The 17,710-nt window shown below is 39.3% G+C and carries 13 protein-coding genes and 2 rRNA genes; 7 read left to right on the top strand and 8 right to left on the bottom strand.

The window, feature by feature from the left end; all coding sequences use genetic code 11:
- The 4 genes from MBBTH_RS10990 to cgi121 all read left to right on the top strand — a co-directional run.
- A 23S ribosomal RNA gene (locus MBBTH_RS10990) occupies positions 1 to 116 on the top strand; the annotation flags it as partial.
- Positions 117 to 252: 136 nt separating this feature from the next.
- Positions 253 to 370, top strand: a 5S ribosomal RNA gene (gene rrf / locus MBBTH_RS05540).
- A gap of 87 nt (positions 371 to 457) precedes the next feature.
- Positions 458 to 1,927: a 2-isopropylmalate synthase gene (locus tag MBBTH_RS05545; RefSeq protein ID WP_116592070.1), complete on the top strand. Its 1,470-nt coding sequence runs from the start codon at positions 458 to 460 to the stop codon at positions 1,925 to 1,927.
- Position 1,928: 1 nt separating this feature from the next.
- Positions 1,929 to 2,420, top strand: a complete 492-nt coding sequence (cgi121, locus tag MBBTH_RS05550) for a KEOPS complex subunit Cgi121 (protein WP_116592071.1) — start codon at positions 1,929 to 1,931, stop codon at positions 2,418 to 2,420.
- Here cgi121 and MBBTH_RS05555 read toward each other — a convergent pair.
- The 7 genes from MBBTH_RS05555 to MBBTH_RS05590 form a co-directional block, all read right to left on the bottom strand.
- Positions 2,404 to 3,351, bottom strand: coding sequence for a DegT/DnrJ/EryC1/StrS family aminotransferase (locus MBBTH_RS05555; RefSeq protein WP_243409711.1), 948 nt, complete (start codon positions 3,349 to 3,351; stop codon positions 2,404 to 2,406). The two genes, cgi121 and MBBTH_RS05555, sit on opposite strands and share 17 nt — an antisense overlap.
- Positions 3,344 to 4,525 (bottom strand): Nre family DNA repair protein, encoded by a 1,182-nt coding sequence (locus MBBTH_RS05560; RefSeq protein ID WP_116592072.1) that lies wholly within the window; start codon positions 4,523 to 4,525, stop codon positions 3,344 to 3,346. The genes MBBTH_RS05555 and MBBTH_RS05560 overlap by 8 nt, the downstream gene beginning before the upstream one ends.
- Before the next feature lie 50 nt (positions 4,526 to 4,575).
- The gene (gene guaA, locus MBBTH_RS05565) at positions 4,576 to 5,502 is read right to left on the bottom strand and encodes a glutamine-hydrolyzing GMP synthase (protein ID WP_116592073.1); all 927 of its coding nucleotides are present in this window, start codon (positions 5,500 to 5,502) and stop codon (positions 4,576 to 4,578) included.
- A gap of 1 nt (position 5,503) precedes the next feature.
- A complete protein-coding gene (locus tag MBBTH_RS05570; protein WP_116592074.1) occupies positions 5,504 to 5,761 on the bottom strand; it encodes a hypothetical protein in 258 nt (85 codons plus the stop codon).
- A 9-nt stretch (positions 5,762 to 5,770) separates the two neighbouring features.
- Complete coding sequence (locus MBBTH_RS05575) at positions 5,771 to 6,328, bottom strand: GMP synthase subunit A (RefSeq protein WP_116592075.1); 558 nt, start codon at positions 6,326 to 6,328, stop codon at positions 5,771 to 5,773.
- Positions 6,329 to 6,622: 294 nt separating this feature from the next.
- Positions 6,623 to 7,537 (bottom strand): thioredoxin-disulfide reductase, encoded by a 915-nt coding sequence (trxB, locus tag MBBTH_RS05585; RefSeq protein ID WP_116592077.1) that lies wholly within the window; start codon positions 7,535 to 7,537, stop codon positions 6,623 to 6,625.
- A 26-nt stretch (positions 7,538 to 7,563) separates the two neighbouring features.
- Positions 7,564 to 8,103, bottom strand: coding sequence for a glutathione peroxidase (locus MBBTH_RS05590; RefSeq protein WP_116592078.1), 540 nt, complete (start codon positions 8,101 to 8,103; stop codon positions 7,564 to 7,566).
- Positions 8,104 to 8,716: 613 nt separating this feature from the next.
- Here MBBTH_RS05590 and MBBTH_RS05595 point away from each other — a divergent pair.
- Complete coding sequence (locus tag MBBTH_RS05595; protein ID WP_116592079.1) at positions 8,717 to 9,859, top strand: RNA-guided endonuclease InsQ/TnpB family protein; 1,143 nt, start codon at positions 8,717 to 8,719, stop codon at positions 9,857 to 9,859.
- Positions 9,860 to 9,992: 133 nt separating this feature from the next.
- On the opposite strand, the gene MBBTH_RS05600 is transcribed toward MBBTH_RS05595, so the two are convergent.
- Positions 9,993 to 11,831 carry a YhgE/Pip domain-containing protein gene (locus tag MBBTH_RS05600; RefSeq protein WP_116592080.1) on the bottom strand — a complete coding sequence of 613 codons (1,839 nt, stop codon included), beginning with the start codon at positions 11,829 to 11,831 and terminating at the stop codon, positions 9,993 to 9,995.
- 168 nt (positions 11,832 to 11,999) lie between these two features.
- On the opposite strand from MBBTH_RS05600, the gene MBBTH_RS05605 reads away from it, so the two are divergent.
- Together MBBTH_RS05605 and MBBTH_RS05610 are read left to right on the top strand one after the other, a co-directional pair.
- Complete coding sequence (locus MBBTH_RS05605) at positions 12,000 to 13,442, top strand: pectate lyase-like adhesive domain-containing protein (protein ID WP_116592081.1); 1,443 nt, start codon at positions 12,000 to 12,002, stop codon at positions 13,440 to 13,442.
- 331 nt (positions 13,443 to 13,773) lie between these two features.
- Positions 13,774 to 17,397, top strand: a complete 3,624-nt coding sequence (locus tag MBBTH_RS05610; RefSeq protein ID WP_116592082.1) for a right-handed parallel beta-helix repeat-containing protein — start codon at positions 13,774 to 13,776, stop codon at positions 17,395 to 17,397.
- Positions 17,398 to 17,710: the final 313 nt, after the last annotated feature.

Consider the following 17,710-nt stretch of genomic DNA (forward strand, 5'->3'; position numbering starts at 1 on the left):
TAGATTGCTTAGGACGCGAGTAGAAGACTTGTTTGATGGGGTAGGGATGTAAGCTTCGAGGTTTTTTTTCCGAGTTGTTGAGTCCGCTGCTTCCAACTGTTCGCTTGCATTATTTTAATTGTTAGTAGACTAGATATATTGAACTGATTCAAGTAATATGTAGTCTAATAATAATTTGGTTAGGTGTTAACAGTAAGGGTGAAAGTTGCACTAATTATAATTTATTTTTCATACTCATATGTAATAGGTAAGTATTGCGGTCATAGCATGGGGGTTATACCTGGTCTCGTTTCGATCCCAGTAGTGAAGTCCTTTTGTGTTTTGTTTGTGTACTATGGTTTTCTATGGGAATTTCATTTCGCTGCAAGCTTTCTCTATTACAATTATTCACTTCTATTTTTTTTTAACTGTTTTTTATATTACTTAAGAGCCCTATTGCATTATTTTGGTGATTTTTATGAATATTAAGGTTTTGGATACAACTTTGAGAGATGGAGAACAGACTCCTGGCGTTTCATTAACTTCCTTAGAAAAATTAAGGATTGCTACTAAACTTGATGAGATTGGTGTGGAATATATTGAAGCAGGTTCCGCAATTACTTCTGAAGGTGAAAGGGCGTCCATTAAAGAGATTACCTCACAAGGTTTTGGCGCTGAAATCTTAAGTTTCTCAAGACCGTTAACCGTTGACATTGATTATTGCCTTGATTGTGATGTGGATGGGGTCAATCTTGTTGTTCCAACTTCCGAATTGCATATTCATGATAAGTTGAACATTTCATGTGATGAGCTTATAGACTTGTCTAATGATGCAGTAGACTATTGTAAGGATCATGGTTTGGTCGTGGAGTTATCAGCCGAGGACGCTTCCAGAAGCAATGTCGATTTCTTGAGGAAGGTCTATTCAAATGCCATAGACCATGGCGCTGACAGGATTTGTGTTTGCGATACTGTAGGTATTCTCACACCGGATTCGTCACTGGATCTGTTTTCCAAACTCAACGATTTCTCCGTTCCGATAGCCTGTCATTGCCATAATGATTTCGGCCTTGCGGTTGCCAATACATTAGCTGCCCTTAAGGGTGGCGCAAGTGAAATACACACTACAATCAACGGTATTGGTGAAAGGGCGGGAAACACATCATTTGAAGAGTGTGTTGTCAGCATTAACAGATTGCTTCCTCAATTCTCAACCAATGTCAAAATAGATCAGATTTATGATATTTCCAAGCTGGTTGCAAGGTCCACAGGTGTTTATATTCAGCCTAACAAGGCAATTGTCGGTGAGAATGCTTTTGCTCATGAATCAGGAATTCATTCTGATGGAGTCATTAAGAACTCCGCTACTTACGAGGCAATAACCCCAGAACTGGTTGGTCGTAAACGCAAGTTCATCATTGGAAAGCATATGGGCACACATGGCCTTGACAACAGATTGAAGGAATTGGGCTTGAATGTAGATGATATTCAACTTAAGCAGATTTGTGATGACATCAAGGAGTTGGCGGATAAGGGCAAGACCGTCACTGACGTGGACTTGCAGGTAATTGCCGATAATGTCTTGCAAATCAACCATGAGGACAGAATCAAACTTGATGAGCTGACAATCGTTTCAGGAAATAAGGTCATGCCTACCGCTTCGGTTAAAATCACTGTTGATGATGTTGAGATTTTAAACGCCGGCGTTGGTTTGGGTCCGGTGGATGCGGCAATCAATGCCCTTAAGTCTGTGGATGCATTCAAGGACATTGACCTAATCGAGTATCACGTAGACTCTATCACAGGAGGTACCGATGCGTTCATTGATGTAATCATCAAACTTCAAAAGGAAGATAAGGTTGTTTCCGCCAGAGGTACCGAAGCAGACATTATCAATGCCAGTGTAAAGGCATACATCGCAGGTGTTAACAGGTTGTTAAGGGATTAATATGAATTTGGATAACATTCAAATATTAGGGTTCACTGCTTGCATAGATTCCGTTGGGAGCACTCTTGACAGGGTCAATTCCATCAAAAGGGATGATGAGATCATTCAGCTTTTAAATGCGGATTCAATCGCTTCTTCCAATCACATTATACACGGCGTCAATCAGGCGTTTTTGGCATTTGAGCGTGGGGAAAATCTGGCAAAGGACATCAGTGTGGAAATAGTATTAAGGTGTTCTGCCCAAAGGCAAATCTCAAAGGCTTTTGATTTGTTGGGTCTAAAGGAAGGTCAGATGAATCTTTGTGCGGTCTTAATTGATTGTGATGATTATTCCGTTGAACTGTCCGACATCTTCACTCGTGACGACAGTGTTTTGGAAGCCGACAGTTCCAGACTGATGGAAATCTACAATATCGGTGATGTTGAAATCGAGAACATGTCCATTGAAGAGGTAATCATAGACAGGATTACAAAACTTACAGTAGACTATTGACCTCATCGATTATTATGTCCAGGTTTTCTTTTTCTAGGCAGGCATAGTCAAGGTTCTTGATTTCTATGCATATTGCTTTTTGTTTTACACGGTTATAGTTGGGGCAGGTTGTTATAATTCCGCTTTTGTCAGTGGTCAATGTCTTCTTCAAGTCCCAACATATTGATTTTGAATTTTCATGTGGGATAATTACATTTATTCCCCTTTTATCTGCGTGCAATGTATTGGGTATGTGTTTTTTTACATGCTCTGTTGCATTTAATGAAACTTGTAGGTTTTTACTAACATTATCAATTTCATTATCTATACCACTACATATAATTTCAGTAGTTTTGCTTAATTTTTGAGGCAGTGATGTTCGCTTGAAAACATCATCGTCATCGGTCGCTATGAATCCTCCGCTTCCGACATTGATGATTTTTGGCGAACCTGTTGATGCAAGAATTATGTCGGACCTGCATCCCAATCTGTTTTCACTGTCACCGATGCCTGCTGATGCATCCTCAATTGTTGTTATGCTGTTGTCTTTGCAGTAGCTTACAATTGACCTGATGTCCTGCTCGGCGGTGTATCCTGCAAAACTTGTGAATATCAATGCGGAACCCTCACTGATTTCAAGCTCATCCAGATAATCGGTATTGATTAGCCCCGCGTCTGTTTTTAAGGTGACAATGTTCCTGTCTAAAAACTTGGCAATCTGCTTGAATCCGTGCCATCCGCCCTGATCCGGAATGATGATGTCTCCAGTGATTGCTGAAAGGGCAATAAAAATACTGTTGTTGCCGCTTGATGTCATCTTGACATGTTCCTTTGTTGTCAAGTCCCTAATTTTGGCAATGCAGCTTTCCTCAAAGTTCTTATCAACATTTCCTTTTGCCACTTCAGACATAATGTCCAATGTTTTCCGGCTTGGTCTTTTAAATCTAAACATTATTCTCACTTTTAAAGTACATGTCCAGGGTGGTCTGCTTTGTGTGAAGCATTTCATTAAGCAAGGTTCCCTGTTTTACATATCTGCTAATAGGTATCCTTAATTTTGTGCCGCTGTATTTAAGGGCATCCTGAAGGGTCTCGAACTCAAGGTAAGGCAGCATCATTGCCTCCTTGATGTTTTCCCTCACGTTAAACACGCCCAATGGAACGTATCCGTCATAGGCTTCCCTTAAAATCAGCAGTCCTGACTGTTTTTTGATTTTCAATAGATGATCCAAAACCGCCATTTTTGCAGTATAATAGCATCCTCCAACAATGGAATACTCTTTTTTGCCGCCGTTGGTTTCATAATCTGAAAATATCAACTCTTCATTTTTCATCAATTTGATGAATGCCTCATACCATTCGTATTGCCATTCTGTTGGGGTTAGGATAATTATATAGTAATTGTTCAATGCACCGAATTCATAAACCCTGTATGTGTCAAGGATTTCAAATTTTCTCACTTCTTTTAAAAACTCATCGGCAAGTGTGGAGTCGCATGCTGTGATGGACCAGCGTGTCGGAACCAGTTTACGGTTACTTTTAACTCCAATGGCTCCAACTGAAAACGCTTTTTGCATTGCAGTGAATGGAACGTCCTTGTTGTGGAGGTTCACAACTGCATCAACGGCCTTAAGGTCAGTGTCATAGAATGTTTTTTCAAGCTGCCTGTCCCATCTAACTGCATCGATGTCAAATTTCTCAATGGTTGCGCTTGGACCATGGGGCATGCTGTCCTCTGTTAACATTGATCCTCTTGGCCTTTTCTTGAATGTCGCTTCGCTGTCTATTGATTTGGATGCAAGTGAAATGTCCTGGAGCTTTTCGACAAAGGGATTTTCCAAATCATCAATCTTAATCAGCTGTTTTCCCCTGACGAGGTTCATTCTGTAATTGATGATTTCATCCTGTGTCTTGTTTTCTCCAATCCAGGATTCGGGGGAATCCATGATTGATGTGTCTCCCATTTGAGAGCTCATCATCGGTCCGGCATACACTTTGGGATAGGACCATCTTCCAATGAACACTGACGGTGGTGTTGTTCCCTCAAGGTTTTTTCCAACCTCAACGGATTTCATCTGGATTTGTTCTGTCAGTTTGGCGAGATAAGCGTTTTTTGTGGTTTTCATGGTTAATCTAAAAAAAGTAAAAAGAAAAATACTATTAATTAAAATAGCATTTAACAGAATTCGATAGTTGCTGGTGGTTTGTCACTAATTGAGAGTGCAACGTGTGTAACTTCAGAAATTTCAGAAGTGATTCTTTTTGAAATGGTTTGCACGACTTCCCAAGGAAGTTCTGCCACTGATGCGGTCATTGCATCAATTGAATTGACTATTCTAACCACTACAAGGTATCCGAAGTCTCTTTGGTCTCCTTTGACACCGGTAACTTTGGTATCGGTTAGGACAGCGAAGTATTGCCATACTTCCTTATCGATTCCAGCAGCCTCAACTTCATCACAAACAATCTTGTTTGCTTTTCTGCATATTTCAACGTTTTCTCTTGTAAGCGCACCAACCACACGTACTCCAAGACCAGGTCCTGGGAAAGGTTGTCTGTAAACGGTTGTTGCAGGCAATCCTAATTCGTCTCCGATTTCCCTTACTTCATCCTTGTATAGGTCACGGATTGGTTCGCATAATTCTAATTCCATTCCACTTGGAAGAACCAGGTTGTGGTGGGATTTGATTTGGCCTTTGGTTTCAATCCAATCAGGAGCAATTGTTCCTTGAACCAGGTATTTTGCTTCGTATTTGATTGCTTCTCTTTCAAAGACTTCAATGAATGTTTTTCCGATGATTTTTCTTTTTTCTTCAGGGTCATCCACACCTGCAAGGGCATCCATAAATTCATCTGAAGCATCAACAAATTTAAAGTTTAGCCTGTCTTTAAAAGTGTCGGTTACTTGTTCCACTTCACCTTCTCTTAAAAGACCGTGGTCAACGAAAATTGCGGTTAAGTTATCTCCGATAGCCTGTTGAACAAGAACAGAACATACTGAACTGTCCACTCCACCGGATAATGCGATAATTGCTTTTTCATCACCGATTTGGTCTTTTACTTTTTGAACTGCGTCTTCAATAAATTCCTTTGGACTTAACATTTTATTCCTCTTCTTCCTCTTCGTAATCTTCAATAATCTGTTTAATCATAGCTTCCAAGCCGTTGTCATTTCCTGATTCAATGGCTTCAAAGATATCATCAAATTTAACAAATTTTTCTAATTTAACTGATTTGGCACCAATACCGGATATTCTAAATCCATATTCCTCATCACCGATTGGAATGTTGACGTATTGTTTTTTCAAACCATCTTTAAATTCATTTGCCTTATCTCTTAAGTCATCTGCATTATCAATCATAATTAACACCTATTTTTGACAGATCTTATAAAAGTTTTTAAATATTATTTCACCTTTCGGAGTATGATGAACTTCAGGATGGAATTGGATTCCATAAACCTCATTATCTTTATGCTTGAAGGATTCCACGTCGCATAAAGTGGAACTTGCGAGAATCTCAAATTCTTCAGGGATTGTCTTCACTTCATCCTTGTGTGATGACCAGACATCCATTTCAGGAGCAAGTCCCTCAAATAAACCTTCATCATTGTCAATATTGATTTTAACCTGAGCATAACTTTCGGTGTCTGAAGTGGTGACTTCTCCACCGTATGCCTTAGCAATTAACTGGTGTCCAAGACAAATTCCTAAAATCGGAATGTCAAAGTGTTTGATGTATTCCTCACTGTTGCCTGCGCCTTCAAGGGAAGGTCCTCCTCCCAAAATCAATCCAATTGGGTTTTTTGATTCGATCTCTTCTATTGAAAGAGTGTTTGAAACCAATTCGGATGGAATATTGAGGTATTGCAAACTTCTTTGAATTCTATGGTTGTATTGTCCCTTGTTGTTAATTACTAATATTGTCATTTTATACTCCATTAAAATATACTGATATTATTTTTGGTTTTTTTATTTATTATAGTTTAGTAATATATGTGAAAATAAATGAAATCTTTCATAAAAAAAAGTAGAAAAAGTACCAATAATTTATATATTAAAAGTAATATATTTGAATTACATGGAACTTCAAGATTTGATATTTATTATAATCGCTATATTCGTAGCGGTATTGTTATTGAAAATATTTATGTGGTTATTGCCGGTATTTGTAGTTTTAATTATAGCATTCTTCATCTATATGTTCTTATCTGAACGTTATAATTAACTTAAATCGTGGTATGCTGAAGTTGCAGCCACTGCACCTTCTCCACATGCTACAACCCACTGTTTTAAACCAACGCAAACATCACCTATTGCATATACATAATCAACGTTTGTTTTCTGATCGGTGTCTATGATGATGTGGCCTGATTCGTCCAGTTCGACGCCTAATTGTTTTGCCAGTTCTGTATGCGGGATATAGCCGACGCTTATGAAAACCCCACTGGTTGGGTGTTCGGATAGCTCTCCGGTTTGGGTGTCTTTCAGAACAACTGATTCAACAAGCATTTCACCTTTTATCTCCTCGACAGTGGCATTTAGGATTGTGCTTATGCCCGCTTCTTTTATCTGGTCCTGAAGGTGTTTCTGGGCTCTGAACTCGTCTCTTCTATGGATTAAAGTGACGTTTGCACCCAGATTATTAAGGTATAGTGCCTCCTGAAGGGCGCTGTTTCCTCCGCCAACCATGACTATGTCCCTTCCCTGGAAGAAGAACCCGTCACAGGTTGCGCAGTAGCTCACGCCTTTTCCTTTAAATTCCTCTTCGCCTTTTGCATTCAGGTGTCTGTGTGAACTGCCGGTTGCAAGAATCACTGTTTTTGTTTTGTATTCATCTTTGGATGTTTTAACGGTAAAATGATATTCATCATCATCGGTTTTGATTATTTCAGTGACCTCTTCCATCTCATGCAGGTCGCAGTTCCTGATGGCCTGCGCTTTCATCTTTTCAATCAGTTCAAGGCCTGAAACGTTATCGAATCCCGGATAGTTTTCCATTTCAGGCACTTCACGACCCAATCCTCCGGCAAGGTCACGGTCGATTATCAGATTCCTTGTTCCCTGGCGGCCTGCATAAATCCCTGCGGTCAGGCCTCCGGGACCCGCTCCTATGATGATAATGTCATATTTCTCCATTGGATTACCTCTAAAAAAATGAAGAATTATAATAATTCTTCTATTGCTTTTTTAACATCGCCCAGGTCTTCAGTCGGTTCGAACCTGCGAACCACATTTCCCTGTCTGTCAACTAGAAACTTGGTGAAATTCCATTTTATGTCATTGCTGTCCTTGTAATGTCTGTCTTTTGCTTTCAACATCAATTTCAAGGCAGTGGCTCCTTTACCCTTGATGTCTGTAAATGGCTGTTCGTTTTTAAGGAATTCGAATAGCGGATCTGCATTTTCACCGTTGACATCAATCTTGTCGAAGATTGTGTATGGGACCAACCATTTGCTTCTGCAGACTTCTGTGATTTCTTCGGTTGTTCCAGGAGCCTGTCCTCCGAACTGGTTGCATGGGAAGTCAAGGATTTCAAAACCTTTTTCATTGAATTCTGAGTATATTTCGTTTAATTCTGTGTATTGTGGGGTAAAACCACATTTTGTTGCTGAGTTGACGATTAAAAGTACTTTGTCTTTGTATTGGCTTAATGAAACAGGGTTTCCGTCGCCGTCTTTTACTTCGAAATCATATATTGACATTTATGATACCTCTTTAAATTGGTTATTTATCAAATTAGTGAAAGAATACTCCGACCTCTTTTAGGTCGGAGATGAATTTCACAAAAAAGACACAGAGTCATTTTTTTCAAATATATATTTGAAAATTACTTTTCAAATCCTCTTTCACTTTATTTATATAATTCGTATATTCATATATTTTTTCATTGGTTGTTAGATGGTGTGTGTTTTATCATAATAATGCAAGAATACCTCGTTTTCTTTAAGTCGTGGATGAATTGCAAGTTGGGTATAATTTTTGTGAATTGTTATTTATTGGGTTTCATTTGTCATGATAATTGATTTTAATATTTTTTTTGTATGGGTATTTGTAATTCAGTGTACTTTCAGTTTTTTTTGGGGGCATTTATTTTTGTATTTTTTTTGATATGTATCACTTACAATGGAAAATTTGTAGTTTCATTTGTATTTCACGGGTGTTTATTTAATGTTTCTTGTTGTTTTTTAAACGTTTTTTAGTTGATTTTTGTGGGCGATATTACTTTTCAAATGCTCTCTGGGTATCTTTATATATTAATGGAGCATAAATTGTACTATTATGTGAAGATGGGTTAATAGTGTGGTGTTTTTTGTTATGGTGGATGTTAAAAAGGGAATTAAGGTTAAGATTTATCCTACTCAGGAGCAGAAGGATATGTTTCATAGGAATTTTGGTTGCTGTCGCAAGGCCCATAATGTCGTTCTTGACAAATACAATAAAATGCACAGTAAAGATTCCAACCTAAGACCAACATTTACTTTCTTAAATAAACTACTAAATGAAGCCAAGAGAGAATTTCCTTATTTGGAGGATGTAGAATCAACAAGTCTCCAACAGGAAATAAGAGACTTGGCTACATCATTTGATAATTTCTTTAAAAATCCATCACACTTCAATAAACCCCATTTTCACAAAAAGAAAACAAGTAAACTAGCATTCAGACAAACAATAAGACAAGACATTAGAATCATCCAAAAAAATAAAATGATTCTAAGAAAATATGGCAAAGTAAAATTCCACACAAGCCAAGAATACTTCCAAATACTAAACGACAAAAATACAAAATTCAACAATGTAACAATCTCCTTTGATGGAATAGACTACTTTGCAACATTCAACATTGATTTTGCTGAAGAAGAATGGGAACTAACAGGTAAAAATGTAGGTTGTGATATTAATTCAAATGTAAACGGCTGGCTGGTCACAAGCGATGAGGAAAAGGAATACTTTGACATTGACCATGAAAACCAAATGGTCAAATTAATCAACCGGATAATGGCCAAATGCACAAATGGAAGCAAAAAATGGAAAAAACAGAAAATCAGACTATTAAAATGGTATCATCAACGATCCAATAAACTTGACGATTACATAGAGAAACTTTCAACAGAAATGGTCAAAAAATATGATACCATAGTATTTGAGAAAAATTACTCAAAAATTAAAATATTGATTGGTGGCGAGCAAAACATGGTGTTTCCACTCACAAAATTCATAACTAAACTACAAGACAAATTCGCTAGGCACAAACCTCAAGCAGAAGGTGTAGTATTTGTAGATGCAAAATATACCAGTAAAAAATGTCATTTTTGCGGAAACATCAACCATGAATTAGATGTGAAAACACGAAAATGGAAATGTCCAAACTGCGGTGAAACACTAGATCGTGACATTAACGCCGCCATTAATATTTTGAACCGGTGGGACTACGGGAATAGCCTAGAAAACGCCAAATAAACAAGTGGCACAAAAAAACAAATCTAGGAATCCTCGACTTCTACAAAGTCGAGGTAGTTCAAAATAATGATTTGGATGGTATATAAAGGTATCTTTAAAAAAAATAAGAAAGGTAGAAGTTGAAAAACAACTTCTAGAATAATCCACTTTCTTCCAACTTGTTCTCAAAGTAGTGGGTTGCTTTGTCTGCTTTTTCCTTGATAATTATTGAAACAATGACAGTAACAATACCCAAAGCGAAAAGGATGATTAGGGCTGGTATGAAGTTGGACCAGATTAATCCTAATTGCGCTTCACGAATCAGTGTGATTGCATAGGTCATTGGCAGATATGGATTCAATATGTTGAAAATTGGGGACATAATTTCCACAGGATATATTCCTCCGGTTCCGGATATCTGTAAAACCAAAAGAACAATTGCAACCGCTTTTCCAACGTTTCCTAATGCGGAAACCAATGAGTATACGAGAATCATGAACACTCCCGATACGGTTAGGCATGACAGTATGAACATCGCCTCATTGGCAATGTAGATGCCTAAAATGTGGGCTCCGATTATTGTAACGCAAGATTGGAGCAGACCCATTATTAAGAATAGCACGGATTTACCAAAGTACATTTCAAGAGGGGTGTATTTGGTTCCTGTACTGGTACCTGGTTTTAGCATTGCACAAGTGATTAATGCACCAACCCACATGGACAATACAAGATAGAATGGGGAAACCTGTGATCCGTAATCAGGTGTTGGGAAGATTTCATGTCTGTCCAATTTGACAGGAGCGTAGAAGTAGTCTCCAAGTATTGTTTCGTTGATTCCTGTTATGTCTGCAAGGCTGTCTGCAGATGCACCAAGAGCGCCTGATGCGGCAAACAATGCTTGTGTAGCTGCATTTGAAAGCAATTGAGAACCTGCTGCTAAAGCAAGGGAACCTTCTGCCAGTTGCACGGAACCATCAGCCAAGTCACTTGCACCGCCTGCAACCTTGCTGGAACCATTGGCAAGTTTTGAGGAACCTTTGGCCAGGTCCACTGAACCGTCAGCCAACTTGCCAGCTCCATTGGCAACTTCTCCACTACCGTTTGCAAGCTCCACATTTCCGTTGACATAATCTTTGACAGGTCCGTCAGGGATTAATGATGGGTCAATGGCACTTTGGATTTCTTCAGAACCCTGTTCAACTTTACTTGCACCGTCTTTGACTGCAGTTGAACCTTTTTGCACGGCATCTGCACCGTTATTTACATCTTTTGCTCCTTTTTGTACCTGACTTGCTCCATCCTTAACCTGGCTTGCTCCGTCTTTAACCTGGTCGGCTCCTGAGGACACCTGGTCGGCTCCTGACGCTACCTGTGCCGAACCTGCAGCGAGCTGATTTCCACCACTGGCCAACTGATCTGCACCGGAGGCAAGTCCCTCTTGCAGTTCTCCAAGTTTGCCGTAGGCGGCAAGGTTGATAATCTCAACAATCTTTGCATTCAATGCATTATAAACGGCGTTTGAACCTGAATCGGTCAGTTTTGCCCCTACAGGATTTGCTTTCATATTCACTATATATTCAAGTTTTGCCTGTTTCGGGTTATCTCCTGTTATGGAGATAATATTTTTACTCAGGTTTTTCGGTATTATGATACCTGCATAATAATCGCCTTTGTAAACTCCATCACGAAGCTCATCTTCCGTTACAAAGGTCCACTTGAATTTATCATTGTCCTTTAAGTCTTTCACTAGTTCATTTCCGACATTAATCTTATTGCCATCAAATGTTGCTCCCTTATCGAGATTTGCAATTGCAAATTCCACCTGGCCGGTGTTTCCATACGGATCCCAACAGGCGTCGATATTTATGAGCGCATAAAGGGAAGGCAATATAATCAATCCGACTAAGATAATAGTTACAATAGGATTTGAGAATGCGGATTTGAAATCATTTCTAATTATTTCAAGAACTTTGTTAACGTTTCTTTCACCCATCTAATACCTCTTTGAATCAATCATTTGTTAGATAAACTTTTAACTATTATTAATTTATGGTTGATTAAACTTTTAAACTTTATGTAATGTAATTTATTTCAAATATTAGAAATCTATTTAATTAATGAGTAAAAAATCTTTAAGTAAAAAAAGAAATAGGGTTTATTTATGAAATTCAAAAAGAGTTTTTTAACGTTATGTATACTAATATTTTTATTTGGCATTGTTTGTGTCAGCGCAAGCGATATAAACGATACAATTACGGCGGAAGAAGAACCTCAAATCGTCGAACAGGCAGATGATGGTCTAATTGAGTCCGCACAAGAAGACTTGCTAAGTGAAGACGATGGAACATTCACCGCTCTGCAAAGACTGATTGACAACTCCGCCAAGGACTCAACAATCACATTGGATAAGGATTATGCCTATGATGAAGGATTCAGCACCAGGGGTATTGTAGTCGACAAGAACCTGACCATTGACGGTAACGGACATACCCTGGACGGATTGTCAAAATCCCGAATTTTTCTCATAAATGGAAAGGTAATCAATCCATACACAGTCACATTGAAGAACATCAAGTTCAAGAATGGTCACACTGACCTTTATGGAGGAGCAATATTTAATTTCGGTAATGCTGTAGTTGACAATTGTGAATTTTCAAACAACTATGCAAAGTATTGTGGTGGAGCAATAGGATCCATCGGTCTTTTTGAATACAAAAATTCCAAATTCAATGCGAACATTGCTGACGGTGACGGAGGAGCCATCTTCACATTATCAATAAGGGGGGCCCTGCCCTATTTAATCAATGAAACAATGGACGTTGGTATCCATAATTTCATGGATTATATAAGGAACAACTTCACCCTTCAATATGCGACAGAAAAGATAAGCAATTGCGTTTTCACAAATAATGTTGCTAAAGGAACAGGCGGTGGAGCAGTTTACGCATATGGAAACATTGATATCAAATCATCCAAATTCACTTCAAATTCCGGAGGATTGAAAGGTGGAGCAGTATTTGCAAATAAGGATTTGTTCATTTCAGGCTCAACATTCACAGGCAACAAGGTTTCCACATATGGTGGTGCAGTCTACTTCAAGTGCCATGATCTGAAGTCTGGAGTCCCAAAATACTACTCAAATTCAATAACCGGATGTGATTTCACCAAGAACACCGCAAGCAAAGGTGGAGCAATTTATGCATTCAGGACATCTTCCAGCGATACAACACACTGTGCCAAAGCGGTGAAATGTACATTCACAGCCAATAAGGCATCTGAGGGTAGGGACATTTATGGAGGAACCCATTTAAAATGTGTATTTAACTATTTGAAGCTAACCCTGAAAAAGGTTAAAGTCAAAAAATCCGCCAAAAAGCTTGTACTAACCGCAAAACTGACAAAAGGCAAAACCTTAATCAAAGGCAAAAAAATCACTTTCAAGTTCAAAGGTAAAACCTACAAGGCAAAAACCAATAAGAAAGGTATTGCAAAGGTCACCATTAAAAAATCAGTCTTGAAAAAGCTTAAAGTCGGTAAAAAGGTTAAATACCAAGCAAAATATGGCAAACTCACTAAAAAAGTAACTGTTAAAGTTAAAAAGTAATTGCTTCGGCGGTTACTTTTCTTTTTTTATTTTTTCAGATTACATCCAGCTATCTGAATGCTTAAAGGGCAGTTTCATATTTTCACTATTTTCTGTTTTCAAAGTAATCAATTTTTCATTCTGCTCACACTTTTGTTGCCGGTTGAATTAATTTCACAGTGCCATGTGCTAAATGTATGCAATAATTTTGTAGAAAGAGTTTTGCTAAAAAAATATTATAGTTATATATAAATATATTTGTGAATAAACTTTTAAGCATATCTTGAATGAATTGACTAAAAATTAATAGTTTCTAACAATTTATTCAAAAAATATTTTGTATGGGGAAAATATGAAGAAGGGAATATTAATTCTAACTATGCTTATTCTGGCCTTGTTCAGCGTGTCCTGCATATATGCAGCCGATGCAGATGATGCACTGGCGTCCAATGAAGATACAGCTGCAATAGAAATAGCACAAATCGATGATATAATTGTAAGTGATGAAATTCAAGCAGTTGAACAAAGCAATGATCAAGAACTTATTTTAGAAGATAATGATGTTAAGGAATTAGGTGCCGGTGAATACAATTATACTGACTTAAGAAATCAAATTGGCACTGGTGGAGATATAAACTTAGTTAAAGGCAATTACTATTATGTTGATGGCGACGGCGATACCATTGAAATTAGTACTTCAGGTGTAATTGATGGTAACGGTGCGGTAATTGACATGGCAGGATCAGCCATTCGGGCATTCAAGGTAAACACTTCCGGCGTAACGATTAAGAACATGACCATTAAGAATGCAAACTATGCCGGTATCGGCGGTGCCATTTATTTTAGCGGTGAGGGCATTGTAACGGATTGTAATTTTGTCAATGACTCTGCTTATGCTGGCGGTGCACTTTCTTTCGGCCAGTCTGGTACTGTGAAAAATTGTAATTTCACCGACAACAAGGCAACATCAAGGGATATATTAGTTGTTCCAGCAGTTGGCGGCGCTATTTACTTTGACCTGACAGGTACGGTGGAAAATTGTAATTTCACTAACAACAATGCAACATATTATGGTGGTGCAGTTTACTCCCGGAATCAATGTAATGTAACAAATTGTAATTTTACTAGCAACACTGCTAATTTTGGCGGTGCAGTTTGCTTCGATGAAACAGGTAATGTGTCAAATTGTAATTTTGCCGGTAACACTGCAACCGATAGTGGCGGTGCAGTTTACTCATGGAATCAATGTAATGTAACAAATTGTAATTTCACTAACAACAATGCATCTAACTTGGGCGGCGCTATTGTGATTTATTCGGCTAGTGTTGAAAATTGTAATTTTACTAACAACCAAGCAACTGGTGATGATAGTGAGGGTGGAGCAATTTACTTCCACAGTTCTGGCAGTGTGGAGAACTGTAACTTTACCAACAACTCCGCTTCAATGGGCGGTGCCGTTTACTTCAGCAGTCCAGACAGTGTTGCAAAACGCTGTGATTTTGCAGGCAACAATGCTATCGGCGATGGCGGTGCTGTCTATTTCGCTTCTGATGAATGCAGTGCAGAGAATTGTAATTTTACCAGCAACTCCGCTTTAAAGGGCGGTGCTGTTTACTTCAAGACTTCCGGCTACGCTATAAACTGTAGTTTCGCCTCCAACAATGTTTCCGGTGATGGGGGTGCGGTTTACGCAGGCAATGAAGGAATTATTATGGACTGTAATTTCACCGACAACTCCGCTTCCGGTGTTGGGGGCGCTGCCCGGATTTATGACGGATTGCTTATGGGTTGTAATTTCACAGGTAACACTGCTGTCGGTGATGGCGGTGCCGTTTTCTTTGCCGCTTTGGGGTCTGTAGGAGACTCCAGTTTTGCCTGCAACACCGGCCGCAGTGGAGGGGCTTTATGGGTTCTTTCAGGCATGGTTATGGGTTGTAATTTTGAGAAAAACAATGCCTCCGAAAATGGCGGTGCGGTCTTTTTTGACTCAGGCGATCTGGAAGAGTGTAACTTCACCGCAAACACCGCTTCCAATCACGGGGGCGCAATCTGCTTTGATGCATATGCCAATCCTACCAATTGCAGTTTCGCCGGCAACACAGCATTGATGGGCGGAGCCGCCTATTTCTCAGGGGGAGCAGCTGTCCATTACTGCAATTTCACAGGCAATATTGCATCCAACGGTTCTGCACTCTATTTTGAGTACACTCCAGAGAATAATTTTGTTCATGATTCAACTTTCCTAGAAAACACGGCGGATGCGCAAGCCATTGACATAATCAAAAATGATGACAACATCACGATTATCTTCACAGGAAATGACAACCTTCTCAATGCGATTTATTCCAGTGCTGATATCCGATTCACCAATGTGACCTATCTGGGCGCAGACGGAATCGTTGCAAACACAGGCACCTCCTCTCCGGCCAGGTCCAACAGGGAGGCAGGCCAGAACATAACTGTTGCAATCATTGTTGATGACAGGATTATTTTGGATGATGTAAAAATCACAGATGCCGAAGGCACAGTCGTCCTCTATCAAAGCATTGCAGGCAATTATGTGATTATTGCCCGCCACGATGAGAATTCATACTACACCAAGGCCGAAAGGATAGTGACAAACGTCGAGCATTACATCAACGTGACCTCAATTGAGGCCAACAACAGGACAGTGAACCTCACCGCCAAATCCAACATCTACGGTGAAGTCATGTCTGAAGTGCCACAATTCATCATCTCAAACGGCAATTCAGTCGCTGCAGTATATGCCGGCAACGGAACCTGGTGGGCTATATATACATTCGATGACTACAGTGCGTATAACGTCAGCGCATCCTATGCGGCGCTTGAAAACGTGAGCGTAGGCAATGCCACCATTGTCATCACCAGGGCCGATTCGACTTTGATTATCGACAATGTGGTCATGGAATATGGGGATTCGCTCAACCTTAGCGTAACGGCTGAAGGAGCCACAGGCATCACCGCAAGGATTGACGGTGAAGATGTTGGCGTTTCAGGATTTTCAATTATGATTTCGGGCCTGAATGTAGGCACACACACTCTGGAAGTGATGACGGTACCTGATGAAGACCACAATTCCGTAAGAAAGACTGCCAACATCACGGTCAGCAAACTCAAAACAGAGCTGGTTGCAGATTCAATAACCGTAATCTATAACACGGGTGGTGATTTGGCAATCACATTGAAGGACGTGTGCGGAAACCCTCTGGCCAATCAGATCCTGCTTGTTGATTTCAATGGCGAGAAAATCTATGACTTTACCGATTCGAACGGTACCATAAAAGTGCCTCTCAAGGGTCTTGCGGCAAACACATATTCTGCCCGAATAGTCTTTATGGGAAACGACGACTATAACGGGTCAGATGCCAACGCAACAGTCACCGTTAAAAAGGATGGCACCTCACTGTCTGCGGGTGCGGTAACTGCAGTCTATAATGTGAATAAGAATCTTGTGATTACCTTAAAAGACAGCCGTGGAAATCCTATTAAGGGAGCTTCTGTGACAGTTGATTTAAACGGTGCTAGGACATACTCCACCGATGCCAAGGGTCAGATTAAGGTGGCTGTCGGCAGTCTGGTTCCTAAAGTCTACACCGCTAAAATAGCCTTCAAGGGAAACGGCAACTACTTCAAATCAACAAAAGATGTTAAGGTGACTGTCAAAAAGGCAACACCAAAACTGGCAGCCAAAAACAAGAAGTTCAAAAAGTCCAAAAAGGTCAAGAAGTACACTGTAACCCTTAAAAGCAATGTGGGCAAGGCCATGAAGAAGGTGAAGGTCACCCTGAAAGTCAAGGGCAAAAAGGCAATCACTGTCAAAACCAACAATAAGGGTAAAGCCACCTTCAAAATCAAAAAGCTCACCAAAAAGGGCAAATACAAAGCGACAGTGACATACAAAGGCAATAAAAACTACAACAAGGTCACCAAGAAAGTTAAAATAACAATCAAGTAACTCGCTTCGGCAGTTACTTCACATTTTTTATTTTTTTCATTAATTCGTATAGATTTGCCGTTAACAATATACTTGTTTTCCAATATTCTTTGGGTATCTTAATTCAAGAGTGCCTGGCTCTCATGAAGAATTCTATGAATTGAAATTGCCAAAAGCAAAGAATATGGGCAGTTCACAGTACAGGGAATTGTATAAAAACTGCTGTGCTCATTTAGGGTTTGATCATATGATGTAGATGCAATAGCATCTATGTTCTTTCTTTTTTTTTATCAAGTTTCATTTTCAAATTATTATTTTCTTTATAATGGATATT

Origin of the sequence: Methanobrevibacter thaueri, from assembly GCF_003111625.1 — an archaeon.
Lineage (GTDB): Archaea > Methanobacteriota > Methanobacteria > Methanobacteriales > Methanobacteriaceae > Methanocatella > Methanocatella thaueri.